The sequence below is a fragment of the Streptomyces sp. LX-29 genome (assembly GCF_029541745.1).
Classification (GTDB): Bacteria; Actinomycetota; Actinomycetes; order Streptomycetales; family Streptomycetaceae; genus Streptomyces.
Genome location: NZ_CP089746.1, coordinates 6467501 through 6487187 on the forward strand (window position 1 = coordinate 6467501; position 19687 = coordinate 6487187).

The following is a 19687-nucleotide window of genomic DNA, read 5'->3' on the forward strand; positions in this document are numbered from 1 at the left end:
GAGCCGGGCCGCCGCGCCCGGGCCCGTACGAGGCGGGCCCGGGGCGGGGCCGTCCACCGTCCAGGCAACCGAGGAGAGACCGTGGTCCGCGCCGCCGTCCTGCCCGCAGTCAACGCCCCGCTGGAGATCACCGAGATCGAGCTGCCGGACCCGGCTCCGGGCCAGGTCCGGGTCCGGCTGGCCGCCGCCGGGGTGTGCCACTCGGACCTGTCGCTGTCCAACGGCACCCTGCGCCAGCCGGTGCCCGCCGTCCTCGGCCACGAGGGCGCGGGCACCGTCAGCGCGGTCGGCGCGGGCGTCACCGACTGGGCGCCGGGCGACCGGGTGGTGCTCAACTGGGCGCCCGCCTGCGGCGGCTGCCACTTCTGCGGGCTCGGCGAACCCTGGCTGTGCGCCGCCGCCGGCGCCGCAGCCACCGCTCCGTACGCCACCCGCGCCGCGGACGGCGGCGAGCTCTATCCGGGCCTGGGCACCGCGGTCTTCGCCGAGGAGACGCTGGTGCCGCGAAACGCGCTGCTGCCGCTGCCCGACGGGGTGCCGCTCACCGACGCGGCCCTGCTCGGCTGCGCCGTGCTCACCGGCTACGGCGCGATACACCACGCGGCGCGGGTGCGCCCCGGTGAGTCGGTCGCGGTCTTCGGCGTCGGCGGGGTGGGGCTCGCGGTGCTCCAGTCGGCGCGCCTGGCGGGCGCCGGGCCGATCGTGGCCGTCGACGTCTCCCCGGCCAAGGAGGAGCTGGCGCGGGCCGCCGGGGCCACCGCGTTCGTGCCGGCCGGGGACGAGACCGCGAAGCGGATCCGCGCGCTGACCGGAGGCCACGGGGCGGACGTCGCCGTCGAGTGCGTCGGGCGCGCCGAGACCATCCGTACCGCCTGGTCCGCCACCCGGCGCGGCGGCCGCACCACCGTGGTCGGCATCGGCGGCAAGGACCAGCAGGTGTCGTTCTCGGCGCTGGAGCTCTTCTACTTCGGCCGCACCCTGAGCGGCTGCGTGTACGGCAACTGCGACCCGGCCCGGGACCTGCCGGTGATCGCCGAACATGTGCGGGCGGGACGGCTCGACCTGGGTTCCATGGTCACCGAGCGGATCGGCCTGGACGGCATCCCGGCGGCCTTCGAGGCGATGCTCGCCGGGCGCGGCGGCCGCGCGCTGGTGGTCTTCTAGGGCGGGTCGGGCGACCGCGGTCCTCCGAAGCGGCTGGGCGCCGCCGGCCCGCTAGGACCGGTCGGCCGCCCGCCGGTCGTCCTCGGACAGCGCCCGGAAGCGCAGTTCGAGCCCGTCCAACAGCGCCTCCAGACCCAGCTCGAAGGCGCCCTCGTCCACCTGCCGCTGATGGCCCGGCAGCAGGTGGGCGCGGCCCAGGTGGGGGTAGTCGGCGGGGTCGTAGGCGCCGGCGTCGTCCACGAAGCCGCGGGCGAAGGAGCCCAGCGCGGACCCGGCGACGAAGTAGCGGAGCAGCGCGCCGACGTGGGTGGCCTGCGCGGGCGGCCAGCCCGCCGCGACCAGGGTGCCGAAGACGGCGTCCGCCATCCGCAGCCCGGCCGGGCGGCGGCCGGGCCCCTGGGCGAGGAAGGGCACGATGTGCGGATGGTCGCTGAGCGCCGCCCGGTAGGAGCGCGCCCACGCGAGCAGCGCCCCGCGCCAGTCGCCGCCGTCGGTGTCGGTGTCGTCCGCGAACATCGACAGGTCGACCTGGGCCACCACGGTGTCCGCGACGGCGTCCAGGATCTCGTCCTTGGTCGTGAAGTGGTTGTACAGCGAGGGCCCGCTGACGCCGAGTTCGGCCGCCAGCCGGCGCGTCGACACCGCCTGCAGCCCCTCGGCGTCCACGAGCGCGAGGGCGGTCGCCACGATGCGCTCGCGGCTGAGGAGGGGCTTGCGGGGGCGTGCCATGGCGCACATAGTAGAGGCCGCCCGCACTAAACTAGCGCCGCTAATTTACGCCGTTTCGGGCCCCGCCGGACGGGGCTTCGGGGAAGGGGCCGGTCGCCATGGATCTCGCGCTGAGCGCGGAGCAGACCGCGGTCCGCTCGCTCGCCAGGGACTTCGTCGACCGCGAGGTCGCCCCGCACGCCGCCGCCTGGGACCGCGCGGAGGCCGTGGACCGCGCCATCGTGGGCAGGCTCGGCGCACTGGGCTTCCTGGGGCTCACCGTCCCCGAGGAGTACGGCGGTTCCGGCGGCGACCACCTGTCCTACGTCCTGGTCACCGAGGAGCTCGGACGGGGCGACTCCGCCGTGCGCGGCATCCTGTCGGTCTCCCTCGGCCTGGTCGCCAAGTCCCTCGTCGCCTGGGGGAGCGAGGAGCAGAAGCGGGAGTGGCTGCCCCGGCTGTGCGCGGGCGAGGCGGTGGGCTGCTTCGGGCTCACCGAGCCCGGCACCGGCTCCGACGCCGCGCACCTCACCACCCGCGCCGAGCGTGCCGGCTCGGACTACCTGATCACCGGTGCCAAGACCTTCATCACCAACGGCACCTGGGCGGACGTCGTCCTGCTCTTCGCGCGCACCGGACCCGAGCCCGGCCACCGCGGCATCAGCGCCTTCCTGGTGCCCGCCGACGCGCCCGGCCTGACCCGCCGGGAGATCCACGGCAAGCTCGGGCTGCGCGGCCAGGCCACCGCGGAGCTGGTCCTGGACACGGTCCGGGTCCCCGGCGGCGCCCTGGTCGGCCCCGCGGGCAAGGGATTCGCGGTCGCCATGTCCGCCCTGGCCAAGGGCCGGATGTCGGTGGCGGCCGGCTGCGTCGGCATCGCGCAGGCGTGCCTGGACGCGGCGGTGGCGTACGCGGGCGAGCGCGAGCAGTTCGGCCGGACCATCGCCCACCACCAGCTGGTCCAGGAGCTGATATCCGACATCGCGGTCGACGTCGACGCGGCGCGGCTGCTGACCTGGCGGGTGGCCGATCTCATCGAGCGCGGCCGGCCCTTCGCCACCGAGTCCTCCGTCGCCAAGCTCTACGCCAGCGAGGCGGCGGTGCGCAGCGCCAACAACGCCCTCCAGGTCTACGGCGGCTACGGCTACATCGACGAGTACCCGGTGGGCAAGCTGCTGCGGGACGCCCGGGTGATGACGCTGTACGAGGGCACCAGCCAGATCCACAAGCTGCTGATCGGCCGGGCGCTCACCGGGGTCTCGGCGTTCTGAACGAGGGCCGCGGGCCGGCCGTGCGGTGACCGTGGGGCGGCCGAACGGGGGAGCGCGGGCCGGCCGTGCGGAGATCACGGGCCGGCCGAACGGTGACCGCGGACCGACCGGTTGGGATCTAAGCGCTTGCTCACCCTCCGTGTAGGGTGTCGCCATGGACACGGAGGCGCAGCAGAGCGAGCAGTGGGCCGACGTCACGCCCGACGCGGCCCGGCGGCTGGTGATCGCGGCCGTCGACGCCTTCGCCGAGCGCGGCTACCACGCCACCACCACCCGCGACATCGCCGGTCGTGCGGGGATGAGCCCGGCCGCCCTCTACATCCACTACAAGACCAAGGAAGAGCTGCTCTACCGGATCAGCGGCGTCGGCCACCGGCTCGCCCTGGACATCGTGCGCCGGGCCGCGAGCACCGGTGCCACCCCGGCCGAGCGGCTCGCCTCGGCCGTGCGCTCCTTCGTGCGCTGGCACGCGGAGCACCACACCACCGCCCGCGTGGTCCAGTACGAGCTGGGCGCGCTCAGTGCGGAGCACTACGCCGAGATCGCCGCCCGGCGGCGGGAGATCGACGGCACGGTGCGTTCGATCATCGAGGACGGGGTGCGGGCGGGCGACTTCGCCGTGCCGGACGTCCCCGGCACCACGCTCGCCGTGCTGTCGCTCTGCATCGACGTGGCGCGCTGGTTCAACGCCGAGGGGCGCCGCACCCCCGAGGAGATCGGCGCACTCTACGCCGACCTGGTGCTGCGGATGGTCGGGGCGCCCGGGCCGGCCGCGGCCTGAGCCCTCACAGCGCGAACCGGGTGACGGACTCCGCCACGCACACCGGCTTCTCGCCGCCGTCGCGCTCCACGGTGACCCGCGTCGTCAGCTGGACGCCGTCCGTGACATCGGTGACCTCCGCGATCCGCGCGGTCGCGCGCAGCCGGGAGCCGACCGGGACCGGGGCGGGGAAGCGGACCTTGTTCACGCCGTAGTTGATGCCCATCCGCACCCCGTCGACCCGCAGCAGCCGCGGCATGAACCAGGGCAGCAGGGAGAGCGTCAGATAGCCGTGGGCGATCGTGGAGCCGAAGGGGCCGGCGGCGGCCCGCTCCGGGTCCACATGGATCCACTGGTGGTCGTCGGTGGCCTCCGCGAACCGGTCGATCCGCCGCTGGTCGATCTCCAGCCACTCGGTGGGGCCGAACTCGGTCCCGACCGCGGAGCGCAGCTCCTCGACCGAGGTGAAGATCCTGGGCTCTGACATCCGGGTGCCTTCCATGCGGTCGTCCACGGGGCTCGCGCGGCGCGGTCGGGCAGCCGGCGTGCGCCGGCGCCTGCTAAGCGCTTGCTCAGGATGCTGTTCGCGGCCCCCGGCTGTCAACGCGCCCCGGCGACACGGGGCGTCGCGGGTGTGAACGCCGCCGGCCCCGCCCCGCGCCCGGTGGTGCGGCGCGCCGCGGGGCCGGCCCCCCGAGGCCGTGGACGGACGGTCACACGCCGGCGTACCGCCGCTCGAACCGGTGGCGCCGGGCGGACGCCAGCGCCTCCAGGGTCAGCACCGGCGCCGGCACCACGATGCCGCAGCCCGTGCAGACCGGGCCGGCCGGCGGATAGCGGTCCAGCCCCTCACGCCAGACGATCCGCTCCTCCGCGCAGATCGGACAGGTGTCGCCGGGCGTGGACTCCATCGCTTCGATCATGCGGCGCAGCACGGCGGCCAGCCGGCCGTGCGGATGCGCCGTGGGACTCTCGCACGGGACGATGTCACACCCGCCCCAGGTGCGCAGATGCCAGTCGTCGACAGCGCTCGGCTGCCGTATCCCCAGGTGTTTCTCCTGCCTGCGTCGCTCGGCGAACTCGGCCTCGTAGCCGAGCCACACCGCGCGGGCCTCCTCCAACTCCTCCAGCGCCCGTATCAGGCGTGCGGGCTCCGGAGACCGGTCATCCGGGGCGAACCCGGCCCGGAGGCACAGGTGGTGCCAGGTCGCCCGGTGCCCGTAGGGCGCGAACCGCTCCAGGCACTTACGCAGAGCGGTGCGCCGCTGTGCGATGTGTCTGTGAGGGTCGCGGACCTCTCGTGCGAGTGCTCTGAAACCGGCCACTCCATCTCACCTCCGCAAGTGCGGACCCGACTCGTCGTCGAATGGGACGTGGCGCGCCGCGATCCGGATCCATCGAAAACGATTGCGAATGCGGAGGCGGGAACCGCGGAGCGCCCCGTGCCGGGTGGTCACGCGGGGCTCAACGGTGCCCGATCCGGCCGGCGGCGCAGACGATCCGCGCCAACTCCTCATGGCAGATGTCGTTGTGCGCGCCGACCACCGGATCGTCGTCGTCGACCACCGAACCCGCGTCGACGCTGACGCAGCCGTCCGCCGGGAACGGCCCGCGCAGCGCCTCGGCCAGCGTCAGCCGACGACAGTCGTCCACCGCCTGGATGCCGTCGAAACCGATGGCCCCCCAGCGCGGGTCGCGCGACAGGAGCGCGGTGGCTGAGTCCTCGGCGTCCCGGGCGGATGCGGCGTTCCGGGCGGACTCGGTGTTCCGGTCGGATGCGGCGTTCCGGTCGGACTCGGTCTGTCGGGAGGAGGAGTCGCGGGCCACCCGGGAGGCCAGGGGATACAGCACGCCGAGCGCGCTGTCGTGAGCGGAGAAGCAGGAGACCAGCGGCCCGTCCACCCGGCGCTGCGCGCCGTGCAGCGCCCCGCCGCGGTCGGACGCGTGCGGCAGCCGCCCGGCGAAGGCGTAGTGCGAGAAGGCGCCCTGAAGCAGCGTCACCGACTTCACGTTCCGGGCGTCGCGCGGCAGCCCGCGCAGCGCGTACGCCACCAGTCGGGCGCCGAAGCTGTGCCCGACCAGATGCACCCGGGTGTCGGGGCGGGCGTCGCCCAGCGCGCCCAGCAGCGGGCCGAGGCCCCGCTCGCCGACCGTCCCGGCCCGCCGCTTCATCGTGTAGTAGCTGGCCTGGCGGAGCAGTTCGTGCGCGCCGTGCCACAGCCGCTTCAGTCCGCGCCCGAGGAACGCCGCGCGCTCCGCCTCGGGCCCGACGGTCGTGGTGTCGGGTCCGGCGGCCAGGGTGGGGGGCGCGGGGCTCACGGTGGTGCCGGGCAGCTCGGCCAGGGCCGCGGTGAACGTCCGGCACACCGTGAGCGCGTCCTCGCTGAGCATCGCCGGCGGGCCATCCTCCTCGGCCTCCCCGTCCGTGCGGAAGCCGGCCCGCGCGGTGACCGACCCCGCGGGCGGCTCGACCAGCTCCCGTACCAGCCCGGCGAACTCCTCGAACGCGGCCGACTCCTCCGGCCGCTCCGCCAACAGGTCCGCGATCCGGTCCAACGTCTGCTCGCGGTCGGGGAAGACGTCGGCGAGCGCGCGCCGCGTCGCCGGGTCGAGGCGGCCGTCGGGCGGGGTCGCGGGGGCGGCCGTCGACCGGGGGAGGTCGGGGATGGGCTCGTCGGTGAACCGCATCGACGGCCAGATCACGCCCACGTACCCCAGCCGGACGGCGGGGGCGCGGCCGAGGATCCCGGCGAAGGGCGTGAAGAACCCGTCGTAGAGCCGCACCGCGGTCGACCGGTCGTTGTTCCAGCCGTGCGAGAACACCACCAGATCGGTGATCTTCTCGCGCTCGATCCCCCGCACCAGCCGCTCCCGCTGTGCGGCGTCGACGTCGCCGTCGGCGTCGAAGGTGAGCTCCCAGTGCGGCTCGACAGTCATGCCCGCCATGGCCGTCCCCCTCAGGTGGTCCGATGTGCGCGCATCGTCCCAACCTGTCGGGGTGACGGCCATACGCCACGCAGGCGTTTCCCGCCGGTAACCGGGAGATTCACCCCGCGGCGGCCCCGGACCGCGCCGAGGAGGGGTGTCACTCCGGGAGCAGCTCCGCCGCGCGGATCTCCCGCAGATGGATCAGGACGTCATGGGAGGGGGTCAGCGCGAGGGAACGGTCCGGCTCCGGGTAGGACGTGCCGATGGCGCGCGTCGGTCGCGGCGTCGCCAGCCAGGCGCGCGCCGCGGGCGGCGCGGAGCGCAGGTCCACGACGTAGTCGCGGTGGCGCACCCGGTCCAGGGTGTGCTCGTTGCTCCCCGGAGCGGCGGGGCCGACCGTGTGCGTGGAGATCGCCTTCCCCTCGGGGTCGGTGGCCTTGAACGAGCCCCGGTCGAAGGTGAACCCCACACTCACATAGTCGCTCCCGAGCCGGTCCCGCAGGAAGGCGCCCTGCATCCGCGGGTAGCTCGCCGCGTCATAGCTCTCGTAGGAGACATGCGCGTTGTGCGCGGAGAGCAGCACCCTGTCCCCGGTCTGCCGCTGCCACCAGGCCGTGTTGTCGGCCATGGCCCGGTCGCGGAAGAGCATGGCGTCCCGCACGCCGGTGGGGTCGGCGAAGTCGAACGCGTACTGCTGGGCGGTCTGGTCGAGGGCGGTCGCATGGCGCACCGCCCAGGCGAACCGCGCCCGCTCCGCCGGTCCGGCCCCCGGCCGCCGCGCGCTCAGCAGATCGAGCGCGCGCCGCGTCCGCGCGGCCATCTCCCGCCGTTCGCCCAGCGGCTTCGCCATATACGCGGTCATGTACGCGCGCACGTCCGTGGTGGGGCGCAGGCCGCGGTAGAGCTCGGTGAACTCGGGCAGGAGCGCCGGGTGGGCCTCCCGCACGTAGTCGGTCACCCGGTCGTACAGCTCCGGGCCCGCGTAGCCGAAGTCGTCGCCCATGAACTGGACCGGGTCCTTCGGATGCGCCGCGTTGTAGGCACGCATCCAGCGGAGCAGCGACAGATACTCGTCGTTGTTCCAGAAGCGGTAGGCGTCCTGGAACTCCTCGCGCATGATCCGCCGGGGGTCGCCTTCGCCGCGCAGCACATACGCGTTGAGCCGCAGCCCGGTGCTCCAGGGGGCCTCCAGCGCGAAGGTGCGGAACCCCCGGTGCTCCACCAGGTAGCGGAAGACCCGGTGCTTCATGGCGAAGAACTCGTGCGAGCCGTGGGTGGCCTCGCCCAGCCCCACCACCTTCGCGTCCCCCACCACGCGCCCCAACGGCCGCAGGTCGCTCGACGGGCCGGAGGGCTCGGTGGAGCGCAGCGGGTGCGCGGCGCGCTCCAGGGCGGCGACCGGGTCGGTGTGCGGGCTCGGGGTCGAGATGGCGGAGCCGTGGGCGGCCGGGGCGGCCCGCGGCGCCTGAGAGGTGTGCGGAGCCTCGGCGAAGGCGGGGGCCGCACCGGCGGAGCCGAGCGCCCCCAGACAGAGGAGGGTGGCGGTCAGGACGGTGGCTCGATGTCGTCGCATGGATCAAGGGTCCCGGCGGGGGGAGGGCCCGAACCATCCGGCCAGTGCCCCGATTCCGGGTGGGGCCAGCCCTACCTCCGCCCTCGCCCCGCCCCCTTCCGCCGCGCATACCGACTGGTTAGTCTGCCGGCACGCATCGAGGGACCGAGCCGAGGGAGCGTCAGACGTGGAGACCGTGCGTGGAGCCGGAGTGGTCGTCACCGGAGCGGGCGGCGGCATCGGGGCCGCCCTCGCCCGCAGGTTCGCCGCCGAGGGCGCCCGGGTGGTGGTCAACGACATCGACGCGGCCAAGGCCGAGGCCGTGGCCGCCGAGATCGGCGGCCACGCCGTCCCCGGTGACGCCTCCGGCATCGTCCCCGCGGCCCGCGCCGCGCTCGGCGGGACCGTCGACGTCTACTGCGCCAACGCGGGCGTGGCCCCGACCGGCGGCCCGGAGGCCGCGGAGGAGATCTGGGCCGCGGCCTGGGACGTCAATGTGATGGCGCATGTCCGCGCGGCCCGCGAACTGCTCCCCGACTGGCTGGACCGGGGCAGCGGCCGCTTCATCGCCACCGTCTCCGCCGCCGGGCTGCTCACCATGGTCGGCTCCGCGCCCTACAGCGTCTCCAAGCACGCCGCCCTCGCCTTCGCCGAATGGCTCTCCGCGACCTACCGGCACCGGGGTGTGCGGGTGCACGCGGTCTGCCCGCAGGGAGTGCGGACGGATATGCTGCGCGGCACCGGCAGCGCCGGTGACCTGGTGCTGGCCCCGACCGCGATCGAGCCCGAGCAGGTCGCCGACGCGGTGTTCGACGGCATGGCGAAGGGGCGGTTCCTGATCCTTCCCCACCCCGAGGTGGGCGACTTCTACACGGCGCGCGCCGGCGACACCGACCGCTGGCTCGACCGCATGAACCGCATCCAGCAGAAGCTCGAACGCGCCGAGGCCGCCGGCTGACCCGCCCGTACCCCGGCCCGTCCCGCCTCACCCCGTCCGTCCACCCGCCCGCACCCTCGGCAGACAGGGGCCGCACCCATGACCACGTACCAGGACCAGCCCTGGCTGGCGCAGCTCAACGACGCCCAGCGCTCCCGGGTGCGGCCGCGCCCGAGCGTGCTGCACGCCTTCCGGGACGCGGTGGCCGCGACCCCCGAGCGCACCGCGGTCGCCTACTTCGACGGGCGGCTGAGCTACCGGGAGGCCGACGAGCTCTCCGACGCGATCGCCGGCCATCTGGCCGGGCACGGCTTCCGGCGTGGCGACCGCATCGCCGTCATGCTGCAGAACACCCCGCACTTCGTGCTCGCGCTGCTCGGCGCGTGGAAGGCGGGCGGCGTGGCGATCCCGGTCAACCCGATGTACAAGGCCGGGGAGCTGGCGCACGTCCTGGCCGACTCCGGGGCGGTCGCCCTGGTCTGCTCCGACCACGCCTGGGGGGAGTACGTACGGGAGGCGGCCGCGGACTCGGCGGTGCGGCTGGCCTACACCGCGCGCGACCGCGACTTCCAGACCCGCGACGACCCGCGGGTGCTGCGCGCCCCGGTCTCCGCCCCGGCCCCGGCGCCCGGCGCGGTTCCGGCGCCCGCCCCGGTCCCGGTGGGCGAGCGGGTGCGGGCGGCCATGGCGGAACCGCCCACCGCGGTGGACCTCTTCGCCGTGGCCTCCGCCGGCGCCCGGCCGCCCGCGGCCACGGCCGCGGGCCCCGAACCCGACGACATCGCGCTGATCAGCTACACCTCCGGGACCAGCGGCGCCCCCAAGGGCGCCACCAACACCCACGGCAACCTCGTCTTCAACGCCGAGCGGCAGCGGGTCAACCACGCCCTGCCCGTGGGATCGACCTACTTCGCCCTGGCCCCGCTGTTCCACATCACCGGCATGGTCTGCGAGCTGTCCGCCTGCTTCGCGGCGGGCGGGACCCTGGCGCTCGCCCACCGCTTCGAGGCGAGCGTGGTGCTGGACGCCTTCGCCGAGCACCGCCCCGCCTACACCGTCGGCCCGGCCACCGCCTTCATGGCGCTGATGGCCCACCCGCGGGTCGGCCGTGGCCACTTCGCCTCCTTCCGCGTGATCTCCTCCGGCGGGGCGCCGCTGCCGCCCGCCCTGGTCGAGCGGTTCCGGACCGAGTTCGGCCGCTACATCCACAACGGCTACGGGCTGACCGAGTGCTCCGCCCCCTGTGCCAGCGTTCCGCCCGGCACCGAGGCGCCCGTCGACGCGGCCTCCGGCACCCTCGCGGTCGGCGTGCCCGCGCCGGAGACGCTCATACGGATCGTCGACGACGGCGGCGCGGAGGTGCCGTTGGGCGAGCGGGGCGAGATCGTCGTCCGCGGCCCCATGGTGGTCCCCGGCTACTGGCGGCGCCCGGAGGCGACCGCGGCGGCCTTCCCCGAGGGGGAGCTGCGTACCGGCGACATCGGCTTCATGGACCGGGGCGGCTGGCTCTACGTCGTCGACCGCAAGAAGGACATGATCAACGCGTCCGGCTTCAAGGTCTGGCCGCGCGAGGTCGAGGACGTGCTCTACACCCATCCGGCGGTGCGCGAGGCGGCCGTGGTCGGGGTGCCCGACGCCTACCGCGGCGAGACGGTCAAGGCGTATGTGAGCCTGCGCCCGGGGGCGAGCGCCGAGCCCGGCGAGCTGACCGCCTACTGTCGGGAGCGGCTGGCCGCGTACAAGTACCCGCGCGCGGTGGACATCCTTCCGGAGCTGCCGAAGACGACCAGTGGGAAGATCCTCCGGCGGGAGCTGCGCTCCCGCGCGGAACCGGCCTAGCGGCCCGGGCAAGCAGAGAGAGGCAGGTGGCGACCATGGCCAGAACGACGGAGAACGATGCGAAACCGGCGAACCAGCCGGTGCCGCAGCGGCTGCTGGCCGCGGCCACCCGCCTCTTCGCCGAGCGCGGCTACGACCGCACGTCGGTCCAGGAGATCGTGGAGGCGGCGGGCGTCACCAAGGGCGCGCTGTACCACTACTTCGGCTCCAAGGACGATCTGCTGCACGAGGTGTACGGACGGGTGCTGCGGCTCCAGCAGGAGCGCCTGGACTCCTTCGCGGACGCGGACGCGCCGGTGGCGGAGCGGCTGCGGGCGGCGGCCGCCGACGTCGTGGTCACCACCATCGAGAACCTCGACGACGCCACGATCTTCTTCCGTTCGATGCACCATCTGAGCCCCGAGAAGCACCGGCAGGTGCGGGCCGAGCGGCGCCGCTACCACGAGCGGTTCCGCCAGCTCGTCGAGGAGGGCCAGCGCAGCGGCGTGTTCAGCGACGCCACCCCGGCCGACCTGGTGGTGGACTACCACTTCGGGTCCGTCCACCACCTGGGCACCTGGTACCGCCCGGACGGGCCGCTGACGCCGCAGCAGGTCGCCGACCACCTGGCGGACCTGCTGATGCGCGCGCTGCGGCCCTGAGAGGCCGGGGCGGAGCCCGCCGGCCGCGCGACGCGGCCGGTCTCGGGCGGGCCGGGAGCGACCGCGGCTTCGCCGCCGCGGCCCCCGGCCCCACCGGCCGCTACGGCAGGTACTTCTTCAGCTCGCGCCGGGCCAGCGACCGCTGGTGCACCTCGTCCGGCCCGTCCGCGAGCCGCAGGGTGCGCGCCGCGGCCCACAGTTCGGCCAGCGGGGTGTCCTGGCTGACGCCGGCCGCGCCGTGCAGCTGGACCGCGCGGTCGAGGATGTCGACGACCGTGCGCGGGGTCGCGATCTTGATGGCCTGGATCTCGGTGTGCGCCGCGCGGTTGCCGACGGTGTCCATCAGCCACGCCGTCTTGAGCACCAGCAGCCGCAGCTGCTCCACCGCGACCCGGGAGTCGGCGATCCACTCCTGGACCTGGCCCTGCCGCGCCAACGGGACGCCGAAGGCGGTGCGGGACACCGCGCGGCGGCACATCAGCTCGATCGCCCGCTCGGCCATGCCGATCAGCCGCATGCAGTGGTGGATCCGGCCGGGGCCGAGGCGGGCCTGGGCGATGGCGAAGCCGCCGCCCTCCTCGCCGACCAGGTTGCCCACCGGCACCCGGGCGCCGTGGAAGACGACCTCGGCGTGACCGCCGTGGTAGTGGTCCTCGTAGCCGTAGACCCGCATCGCCCGGCGCACCTCGACGCCCTCGGTGTCGCGCGGCACCAGCACCATCGACTGCTGGCGGCGCACGTCCGCGCCGGCCGGGTCGGTCTTGCCCATGACGATGAAGATCCGACAGTCCGGGTGCATGGCGCCGGAGATGTACCACTTGCGACCGGTGATGACATAGGCGTCGCCGTCCCGCTCGACGCGGGTGTCGATGTTGGTGGCGTCGGAGGAGGCCACCTCGGGCTCGGTCATCGCGAAGGCCGACCGGATCTCACCCGCCAGCAGCGGCTCCAGCCAGCGCTCCCGCTGCTCCCGCGAGCCGAACTGCGCCAGCAGCTCCATGTTGCCGGTGTCCGGGGCGGCGCAGTTGAGCGCGACGGGGGCCAGCTGCGGGCTGCGGCCGGTGATCTCGGCCAGCGGCGCGTACTGGAGGTTGGTCAGTCCGGCGCCCAGCTCCGGGTCGGGCAGGAAGAGGTTCCACAGGCCGCGGCGGCGGGCCTCCGCCTTCAGTTCCTCCACCACGGGCGGCGTCCGCCAGGGCGAGTCCAGCCGCGCCCGCTGCTCCTCCGCCACCGCCTCGGCGGGGTGGACGTGCTCCTCCATGAACGCCAGCAGCCGGCCGCGGAGCTCCTCGGTACGGGCGTCGAATGCGAAGTCCACGGTCTCAGCGCTCCTGGTCCTGGTGGGGGCCCCGGTCGGCGAGCGTGGCGAGGCCGCGCTCGATGAACACCGGCACGAGCTCGCCGATGCGGTCGAACCCGGCCCCGACGGTCTGGCCGAGCGTGTAGCGGTAGTGGATTCCCTCCAGGATCACCGCGAGCTTGAAGTAGGCGAAGGCGGTGTACCAGGAGACGCCGGAGACGTCCCGGCCCGAGCGCTCGGCGTAGCGGCGCACCAGTTCGGCCGGGGCGGGGTGGCCGGGGGCGCCGTGGGTGGTGGCGATCGGCGAGCCGGGCAGGTCCGGGTACTCGCTGTACATCACCAGCAGCCCGAGGTCGGTCAGCGGATCGCCGAGCGTGGACATCTCCCAGTCCAGGATCGCCCGGATCCGGTCGTCGGCGCCGACGAGGACGTTGTCGAGGCGGTAGTCGCCGTGGACGACGGTGGCCGCGGGGGAGTCGGGCAGCGCGTCGGTCAGGGCGTCGTGCAGCCGGTCGATCCCGGGCAGCTCCCGGTTGCGGGACGCGGCGAGCTGCTTGCCCCAGCGGCGCGACTGCCGCTCCAGGAAGCCCTCCGGGCGCCCGAAGTCGGCCAGTCCCACCCCGGCCGGGTCCACCGCGTGCAGCTCGACCAGCGCGTCCACCAGGCCGAGGACCACGCCGCGGGTGCGCTCGGGGCCGAGCGCGCTGAGCTGCTCGGCGTCGCGGTAGGGCGTCCCCTCCACGAACTCCATGACGTAGAAGGGCGATCCGAGCACGGACTCGTCCGCGCACAGCAGCAGCGGCTCCGGGACCGGCACCGCCGTCGGGTGCAGCGCGCTGATCACCCGGTGCTCGCGCGCCATGTCGTGCGCGGTGGCGAGCACATGGCCGAGCGGCGGCCGACGCACCACCCAGCGGTCGGTGCCGTCGTCGACCGCGTAGGTGAGGTTGGAGCGGCCGCCCTCGATCAGCTCGGCGTTCAGCGCTCCGCGCACCATCCCGGGGCGCTCCCGGTCCAGATGCGCGCGCAGACGCCCGAGGTCCAACCCCGGCGGGGTGCCTTGGTTCATCGAGTTCTTCCTCCGTGCGGAGTGAGGCGAATGAACGCACCGGCGTACGGACGCCGGTGAAGGATCACCTCATGATGCCGACCGGTCGGTATGGCGTCTAGGGCCTACGGCGGTCGGCGCCGGCGCGCGCCGCGACGCGGGCGTCCGGCGCTCGGGTTCCGGGAGGGGAGGGGCCAGGGGTCAGGCGGTGCGCTCCATGGACGGGCGCAGCCGGTTGAGCAGGGCGAACAGGGTCTCGGTCTCCGCCGGGTCGAGGGTGTCCAGCGCGCTGTGCGTGGCCTGCATCTCGGTGCGGACCCGCAGCAGCGTCTCGCGCCCCTTGTCGGTGGCGACGACGTTCTTGACCCGCCGGTCGGTGGGGGACGGCTCGCGGCGGACCAGGCCCTGGTCCTCCAGTCGGTCCACGATGCCGGTGATGTTGGAGGCGTCGCACACCAGTCGCTCGGCGAGGGCGCGCATCGGCAGTGGGCCGCGACCCAGCTGGGAGAGCACCTTGGCCTGGGTCCCGGTGAGCCCGTGGTGCACGGCGGCGGCGGAGAAGTCGCGCCATTGGGCCATGCCGAGCGCGGCGAGCAGTTCCAGGAGCTCGATCTTGGTCGGCGTCTGCGCGGGGGGAGGGGTGCTGGCGCTCATGGTTCGACTGTACTCAAGGTAATTAAAGCCTTCAACCATTAGCTTGACTAGGTCAACCATTGAGGTCTACCGTCGGTCGAGTTGCTTGATGACTTCAAGCATCCATGTCATGAAGTAACTGCGAAGCACGTGAAGGACCTCCCCATGAGTCACCCAGCCGCCGCCGCGCCGGTCGACGGCCGCCGCGAGACGGTGATCATCGCCGCGCTGAGCCTCGCGGCCATGGTCGTGTCGATGATGCAGACCCTGGTCGTGCCGATCCTCGGACTGATCCAGAACGACCTGGAGACCAGCTCCGCCAGCGTCAGCTGGGTCACCACCGCCACCCTGCTCTCGGCCGCCGTCTTCACCCCGCTGCTCGGCCGCTTCGGCGACCAGCACGGAAAGAAGCGCACGCTGGTCGCGGTGCTGGTGGTCATGGTCGCCGGCTCCGTGCTCGCCGCCGTCACCCACTCCCTGGCCTGGCTGATCGTCGGTCGGGTGCTCCAGGGCGCCGCCACCGCGATCTTCCCGCTCGCGCTCTCCGTGCTCCGCGAGGAGATCCGCCCCGCCCGGCTCCCCGGCGCCATGGCCATGGTCAGCGGCACCCTCGCCTTCGGCAGCGGCCTCGCGCTGGTCGCCACCGGCCTGCTCACCTCCGGTGACGACCCCGACTACCGCAGCGCCTTCTGGCTGGCCACCGGGCTCGCCCTGCTCGCGCTGCTGGCCGTCGTCCTCCTCGTCCCCGCGACCACCCAGACCACCGGCGGCCGCACCGACGTCCTCGGCGCGCTCTCCCTCGCCGCCACCCTCGTCCTGCTGCTGCTCCCCGTCTCCCAGGGCCACGAGTGGGGCTGGACCGACGCCCGTACCCTCGGCTCCTTCGCCGGCGCCGTGGTCATGGCGGTCGTCTGGGTGCTCGTCGAGCGCAGGGTGAGCGAGCCGCTGGTGGACATGCGGATGTTCGCCCACCGCCCGGTCCTCTTCGTCAACCTCGCCGGTCTGCTCGTGGGCTTCGGCATGTTCGCCCTCTTCATCGGCGTCTCCTACCTCGTCCAGATGCCCTCCGCGCTGGTCGGCTACGGCTTCGACGCCTCCGTGCTGCGCGCCTCGGTGGAGTTCCTGCTGCCGAGCACCGTCGTCTCGCTGCTGTCCGCCCCCTTCGGCGGCCAGCTGGTGCGCCGCCACGGCCCCCGCCTGGTGCTGGTGCTCGCCTCGCTGATCGGCACCGTCGGCTTCGCCTGGGTCGCCCTCGACCACGACCGCACCGCCTCCGTCATCGGCGCCGGCATGTTCGTCGGCGCGGGCATCAGCCTCGCCTACGCGGCCATGCCCGCCGTGATCGTCGGCAGCGTGCCGCCCCAGCAGACCGGCATCGCCAACGGCATCAACTCGATCGCCCGCTCCACCGGCAGCGCGATCGGCAGTGCCATGATCACGACGGTGCTCGCCTCCAAGAGCGTCGAACACCTCCCGCCGGGCGCCCCGGCGCTGCCCGCCGAGTCGCAGTTCACGCTGAGCTTCGTCCTCGCGGGCGCGGCGTTCGTCCTGGTCGCGCTCGTCGCCGCGGTCGGCCTGCGGAGGATCCACCCGCTGTCCACGGCCGAGCCGACGGCGGACACGACGGCCGACACGACGGCCGTGGCCGCCGAGCCCGCCGCGCGACCGGTCTCCGCCGACGCCTGACCCGACCGGTTCCCGCCGGCACCCGAGCCGCCGGCCGGCCCCTACCCCCGGGGGCCGGTCGGCCCCTTCTCCCCCCACCCCCAAGGAGTCTCAATGACGAAGTCAAGCCGCCTGCGTGACCGGCGGGGCGGAGGTGAAGATCCGTCCGTCACGCAGCAGTGCCCAGAGCACACTCGCTCGTCGGCGGGCCAGCGCGATGACGGCCTGGACGTGCTTGCAGCCCTCGCCACGCTTCTTGAGGTAGAAGTCGCGGTTCGGGCCCTCGCGGATGATGCTGGTCTGCGCGGACATGTAGAAGACCCTGCGCAGGCGGCGGCTGTAGCGCTTAGGCCGGTGGAGGTTGCCGGTGCGGCGTCCGGAGTCGCGAGGGACGGGCACGAGCCCGGCAGCCGAGGCGAGGTGTCCGGCGTCGGCGTAGGCCGACAGGTCGCCGGCCGCGACGACGAACTCGGCGCCGAGTATCGGGCCCATACCGGGCAAGGACTCGATGATCTCTGCCTGCGGGTGGCTGCGGAAGGTCTCGCGGATCTGCTTGTCGATCCGCTTCAGCCGGTTGTCCAGGGCCAGGATCTGCGCGGCCAGGTCCGCGACGATCTGCGCGGCGATGTCCTCGCCGGGCAGTGCGGTCTGCTGGGCCTGGGCTGCTTCCAATGCGGTCACGGCGACCGCGTCGGCGCCGCGCACGCTGCGGTTGGCGAGCCAGGCCGTCAGCCTCGCCCGGCCGCGGCGGCGGATCGCCGCGGGGGCCTGGTAGCCGGTCAGCAGCACCAGCGCGCCCCTGTGCGCCGAGTAGTCGAAAGCCCGCTCCAGCGCGGGGAAGACACCGGTGAGCACGTCGCGCAGGCGGTTGATCATCCGCACACGGTCGGCAACCAGGTCCGATCGGTGGGCGGTCAGCAGCGCCAGGTCGGCGGCCAACTGCGCGGGCACGTCGATCGCGGCGAAGTCGTTGCGGTGCCGTGCGGTCTCGGCGATGACATAGGCGTCACGGGCATCGGTCTTCGCCTCGCCCCGGTAGGCGCCCGACATGCGGTTGACCGTGCGGCCGGGCACGTAGACGGCCCGCTCGCCGTGCGCCGCGAGAAGGGCCAGCAGCAGCGCGGAGGACGTGCCGGAGATGTCCACCGCCCAGTGGACCCGGTCCGCCAGGGCGAGGATCTCACCGAACGCGGTCAGGATCGCCGACTCGTCGTTCTCGACCTTCTTCGACCACAGCGTCGCGCCAGTCTCGTCGACCACCGCCGCCCAGTGGTGGCCCTTGCCGGCATCGACACCGGCCCATACCTGGGCCTTCCGCTCGCTCACTCGCCCCTCCTCGCACCGTTCGGCATGCCATCGGCCCGAGGAACACCCCGCTGTCATCTCCGTAACCAGCGACCGCACACAGCGCGCACATCTCAATCAGCAGCCAGGGCGCCCCGGAGAGCCGGACGGCCACTCCTTGGGAGCCACTGAAGGCAAGACCCCATAAGCCACATCCGGCCCTCCCGGGCCGCCCAATAACTTACGGAGCACCCCCATGAAGGCCATAAGCTACCGCGGCTACGGCGGCCCGGAGGTCCTCGAGTACGGCGAGGTCCCCGACCCCAAGCTCGGCCCCGACAGCGTCCTGATCAAGGTCAGGGCCGCCGCGGTCAACCCCGTCGACTGGAAGGCCCAGGCCGGCTACCTCGACGGCGTCCTGGACGCCGTGTTCCCCGTCATCCCCGGCTGGGACGTCTCCGGCGTCGTGGTCCAGCCCGGAGTGGGCGTCACCGAGTTCGCACCCGGCGACGAGGTCATCGGATACGTACGGGAGGACTTCCTCTCCCGCGGCACCTTCGCCGAGTACGTCGCCGCCCCGGTGCGCACCCTGGCCCGCAAGCCCCGCAACCTCTCCTTCGAGCAGGCCGCCGGGCTGCCCCTGGCCGGGCTGACCGCCTATCAGTCGCTGGTCAGGGCGCTGGAGGTGGGCGCGGGTGACACCCTCCTGATCCACGCGGCGGCCGGCGGCGTCGGCTCCCTCGCCGTGCAGATCGCCCGCCACCTCGGCGCCCGTGTCATCGGCACCGCCAGCGAGCGCAACCACGACTACCTGCGCGGCCTCGGCGCCGAGCCGGTCTCCTACGGCGACGGACTCGCCGACCGGGTGCGCGCGCTGGCGCCCGACGGCGTGCACGCCGCGCTCGACCTGGTGGGTGGCGACGCGCTGACCGTCAGCCCCGGCCTGCTCACCCCGGGCGGCCGGCTCGCCTCGATCGCCGACCCGGCCGTGCTCGGACTCGGCGGCCGGTACGTCTTCGTGCGCCCCGACCCCGCCGACCTCGCCACCCTCACGGACCTCGCCGAACGCGGGGTGCTGAGCGTCGAGGTGGCCGCGGTCTTCCCGCTGGAGCGCGCGGCGGAGGCGCAGCGGCTCAACGCCGAGGGCCACACCCGAGGCAAGATCGCCGTCACCGTCGACTGAGTCGCGCCGGGCTCAGCACAGGAGCATCACACCCAAGGTCGCGATCGCGAGCGTGCATCCGGACGCGGCCACGGCCGCCCGCGGGGACAGTGCGGGCGGCCGCGGCGCGTCCAGGGCCTGGATGCGCAGGTGCGCCACGGCCAGGAAGAGCAACCAGACGAGCGCGATCAGCGCCACGGCCAACAGCCGGGGCGCGTCCGGCGGCCCTCCCCTGACAGCTTGCCGCTCGGCGAGCACACACACCACAGCGCAGGCGAGGGTGGTACGCCGCCAGGCGAGCCGGGTCCGCTCCGGTTGGAGCCCCGGGTCCCGCTCGACACGGGGGCGCCCGGACGGCATCAGCGGGTCCAGCCCAGCGCCACGAAGACCACGATGGCCAGCGCGACCAGCGCGACGGACGTCGCCAGCGCGGCCGGGAAACGGGAGAGCGGCAGATCCTCGCCCTTGCGCATCGCGCGCTCGCAGCGCACCCAGTGGTTGACCGCCCGTATGGCGCAGACCGCGCCCACCGCCAGCAGCGTCACGGCGAGCGCCAGCCGCAGTGGGCGCGCGGTGTGCGGGAGGAACTGGTCGGCCGCGAAGCCGGCGCCGACCAGGGCCAGACCCGTGCGCAGCCAGGCCAGGAAGGTCCGCTCGTTGGCGAGCGAGAAGCGGTAGTCGGGGGTCTCGCCCTCCGCGCGGACCCGCTCGGGCGCGAACCAGAGCCGGACCGCCCCGGTGACGGCCGCGAGCCTGCCCCGGATGCCGGCGGTCCGTACGGAGGGGTCCATACGG

At 73.9% G+C, this 19687-nt stretch carries 19 protein-coding genes; 8 read left to right on the forward strand and 11 right to left on the reverse strand.

Going from position 1 to position 19687, the window contains the following annotated elements; all coding sequences use genetic code 11:
* Positions 1–81: 81 nt before the first annotated feature.
* A complete protein-coding gene (locus tag LRS74_RS27240; protein ID WP_277743462.1) occupies positions 82–1164 on the forward strand; it encodes a Zn-dependent alcohol dehydrogenase in 1083 nt (360 codons plus the stop codon).
* Positions 1165–1215: 51 nt separating this feature from the next.
* Here LRS74_RS27240 and LRS74_RS27245 read toward each other — a convergent pair whose 3' ends face one another.
* Positions 1216–1893 carry a TetR/AcrR family transcriptional regulator gene (locus LRS74_RS27245; protein ID WP_277743463.1) on the reverse strand — a complete coding sequence of 226 codons (678 nt, stop codon included), beginning with the start codon at positions 1891–1893 and terminating at the stop codon, positions 1216–1218.
* A gap of 98 nt (positions 1894–1991) precedes the next feature.
* Here LRS74_RS27245 and LRS74_RS27250 point away from each other — a divergent pair, with 98 nt between their 5' ends.
* Positions 1992–3143, forward strand: a complete 1152-nt coding sequence (locus LRS74_RS27250; protein ID WP_277743464.1) for an acyl-CoA dehydrogenase family protein — start codon at positions 1992–1994, stop codon at positions 3141–3143.
* 154 nt (positions 3144–3297) lie between these two features.
* Positions 3298–3924, forward strand: a complete 627-nt coding sequence (locus tag LRS74_RS27255) for a TetR/AcrR family transcriptional regulator (RefSeq protein ID WP_277743465.1) — start codon at positions 3298–3300, stop codon at positions 3922–3924.
* 4 nt (positions 3925–3928) lie between these two features.
* Here LRS74_RS27255 and LRS74_RS27260 read toward each other — a convergent pair whose 3' ends face one another.
* From LRS74_RS27260 to LRS74_RS27275, 4 genes are all read right to left on the reverse strand, one after another.
* A complete protein-coding gene (locus tag LRS74_RS27260; RefSeq protein WP_277743466.1) occupies positions 3929–4390 on the reverse strand; it encodes a MaoC family dehydratase in 462 nt (153 codons plus the stop codon).
* A 226-nt stretch (positions 4391–4616) separates the two neighbouring features.
* Positions 4617–5228: a hypothetical protein gene (locus LRS74_RS27265; RefSeq protein WP_277743467.1), complete on the reverse strand. Its 612-nt coding sequence runs from the start codon at positions 5226–5228 to the stop codon at positions 4617–4619.
* Positions 5229–5367: 139 nt separating this feature from the next.
* Complete coding sequence (locus LRS74_RS27270; RefSeq protein ID WP_277743468.1) at positions 5368–6849, reverse strand: serine-threonine protein kinase; 1482 nt, start codon at positions 6847–6849, stop codon at positions 5368–5370.
* A gap of 139 nt (positions 6850–6988) precedes the next feature.
* A complete protein-coding gene (locus tag LRS74_RS27275; protein ID WP_277743469.1) occupies positions 6989–8404 on the reverse strand; it encodes an erythromycin esterase family protein in 1416 nt (471 codons plus the stop codon).
* Positions 8405–8570: 166 nt separating this feature from the next.
* Between LRS74_RS27275 and LRS74_RS27280 the strand changes: the two genes are divergently transcribed.
* The 3 genes from LRS74_RS27280 to LRS74_RS27290 all read left to right on the forward strand — a co-directional run bounded on the left by LRS74_RS27280 (position 8571) and on the right by LRS74_RS27290 (position 11800).
* Positions 8571–9341 carry an SDR family oxidoreductase gene (locus tag LRS74_RS27280; RefSeq protein ID WP_277743470.1) on the forward strand — a complete coding sequence of 257 codons (771 nt, stop codon included), beginning with the start codon at positions 8571–8573 and terminating at the stop codon, positions 9339–9341.
* A gap of 78 nt (positions 9342–9419) precedes the next feature.
* Positions 9420–11159: an AMP-binding protein gene (locus LRS74_RS27285; RefSeq protein ID WP_277743471.1), complete on the forward strand. Its 1740-nt coding sequence runs from the start codon at positions 9420–9422 to the stop codon at positions 11157–11159.
* Positions 11160–11194: 35 nt separating this feature from the next.
* Positions 11195–11800 carry a TetR/AcrR family transcriptional regulator gene (locus LRS74_RS27290; protein WP_277743472.1) on the forward strand — a complete coding sequence of 202 codons (606 nt, stop codon included), beginning with the start codon at positions 11195–11197 and terminating at the stop codon, positions 11798–11800.
* A 100-nt stretch (positions 11801–11900) separates the two neighbouring features.
* Here the strand turns inward: LRS74_RS27290 and LRS74_RS27295 are convergent, their stop codons facing one another.
* The 3 genes from LRS74_RS27295 to LRS74_RS27305 form a co-directional block, all read right to left on the reverse strand.
* Entirely contained in the window at positions 11901–13118 is a 1218-nt protein-coding gene (locus tag LRS74_RS27295) for an acyl-CoA dehydrogenase family protein (RefSeq protein WP_277743473.1), read from the reverse strand.
* A gap of 4 nt (positions 13119–13122) precedes the next feature.
* On the reverse strand, positions 13123–14169 hold the full coding sequence (locus LRS74_RS27300) for a phosphotransferase family protein (RefSeq protein ID WP_277743474.1): 1047 nt from the start codon (positions 14167–14169) through the stop codon (positions 13123–13125).
* 180 nt (positions 14170–14349) lie between these two features.
* The gene (locus LRS74_RS27305) at positions 14350–14802 is read right to left on the reverse strand and encodes a MarR family transcriptional regulator (protein WP_277743475.1); all 453 of its coding nucleotides are present in this window, start codon (positions 14800–14802) and stop codon (positions 14350–14352) included.
* Between the two features lie 144 nt (positions 14803–14946).
* Between LRS74_RS27305 and LRS74_RS27310 the strand changes: the two genes are divergently transcribed.
* The gene (locus LRS74_RS27310) at positions 14947–16467 is read left to right on the forward strand and encodes an MFS transporter (RefSeq protein ID WP_277743476.1); all 1521 of its coding nucleotides are present in this window, start codon (positions 14947–14949) and stop codon (positions 16465–16467) included.
* Positions 16468–16569: 102 nt separating this feature from the next.
* Here the strand turns inward: LRS74_RS27310 and LRS74_RS27315 are convergent, their stop codons facing one another.
* Positions 16570–17772: an IS110 family transposase gene (locus tag LRS74_RS27315; protein ID WP_277743477.1), complete on the reverse strand. Its 1203-nt coding sequence runs from the start codon at positions 17770–17772 to the stop codon at positions 16570–16572.
* A gap of 214 nt (positions 17773–17986) precedes the next feature.
* Between LRS74_RS27315 and LRS74_RS27320 the strand changes: the two genes are divergently transcribed.
* Entirely contained in the window at positions 17987–18913 is a 927-nt protein-coding gene (locus tag LRS74_RS27320; RefSeq protein ID WP_277743478.1) for an NADP-dependent oxidoreductase, read from the forward strand.
* 12 nt (positions 18914–18925) lie between these two features.
* Here LRS74_RS27320 and LRS74_RS27325 read toward each other — a convergent pair whose 3' ends face one another.
* Together LRS74_RS27325 and LRS74_RS27330 are read right to left on the reverse strand one after the other, a co-directional pair.
* Positions 18926–19252 carry a DUF202 domain-containing protein gene (locus tag LRS74_RS27325; RefSeq protein ID WP_277743479.1) on the reverse strand — a complete coding sequence of 109 codons (327 nt, stop codon included), beginning with the start codon at positions 19250–19252 and terminating at the stop codon, positions 18926–18928.
* The gene (locus tag LRS74_RS27330) at positions 19252–19683 is read right to left on the reverse strand and encodes a DUF202 domain-containing protein (RefSeq protein WP_277743480.1); all 432 of its coding nucleotides are present in this window, start codon (positions 19681–19683) and stop codon (positions 19252–19254) included. The genes LRS74_RS27325 and LRS74_RS27330 overlap by 1 nt, the downstream gene beginning before the upstream one ends.
* Positions 19684–19687 lie beyond the last annotated feature (4 nt).

Coding starts and splice junctions, on each gene's coding strand:
- LRS74_RS27290 (WP_277743472.1), top strand. CDS start 11,195: ATGGCCAGAACGACGGAGAACGATGCGAAACCGGCGAACCAGCCGGTG.
- LRS74_RS27275 (WP_277743469.1), bottom strand. CDS start 8,404: ATGCGACGACATCGAGCCACCGTCCTGACCGCCACCCTCCTCTGTCTG.
- LRS74_RS27300 (WP_277743474.1), bottom strand. CDS start 14,169: ATGAACCAAGGCACCCCGCCGGGGTTGGACCTCGGGCGTCTGCGCGCG.
- LRS74_RS27320 (WP_277743478.1), top strand. CDS start 17,987: ATGAAGGCCATAAGCTACCGCGGCTACGGCGGCCCGGAGGTCCTCGAG.
- LRS74_RS27285 (WP_277743471.1), top strand. CDS start 9,420: ATGACCACGTACCAGGACCAGCCCTGGCTGGCGCAGCTCAACGACGCC.
- LRS74_RS27245 (WP_277743463.1), bottom strand. CDS start 1,893: ATGGCACGCCCCCGCAAGCCCCTCCTCAGCCGCGAGCGCATCGTGGCG.
- LRS74_RS27325 (WP_277743479.1), bottom strand. CDS start 19,252: ATGCCGTCCGGGCGCCCCCGTGTCGAGCGGGACCCGGGGCTCCAACCG.
- LRS74_RS27255 (WP_277743465.1), top strand. CDS start 3,298: ATGGACACGGAGGCGCAGCAGAGCGAGCAGTGGGCCGACGTCACGCCC.
- LRS74_RS27305 (WP_277743475.1), bottom strand. CDS start 14,802: ATGAGCGCCAGCACCCCTCCCCCCGCGCAGACGCCGACCAAGATCGAG.
- LRS74_RS27310 (WP_277743476.1), top strand. CDS start 14,947: ATGAGTCACCCAGCCGCCGCCGCGCCGGTCGACGGCCGCCGCGAGACG.
- LRS74_RS27330 (WP_277743480.1), bottom strand. CDS start 19,683: ATGGACCCCTCCGTACGGACCGCCGGCATCCGGGGCAGGCTCGCGGCC.
- LRS74_RS27270 (WP_277743468.1), bottom strand. CDS start 6,849: ATGGCGGGCATGACTGTCGAGCCGCACTGGGAGCTCACCTTCGACGCC.
- LRS74_RS27250 (WP_277743464.1), top strand. CDS start 1,992: ATGGATCTCGCGCTGAGCGCGGAGCAGACCGCGGTCCGCTCGCTCGCC.
- LRS74_RS27260 (WP_277743466.1), bottom strand. CDS start 4,390: ATGTCAGAGCCCAGGATCTTCACCTCGGTCGAGGAGCTGCGCTCCGCG.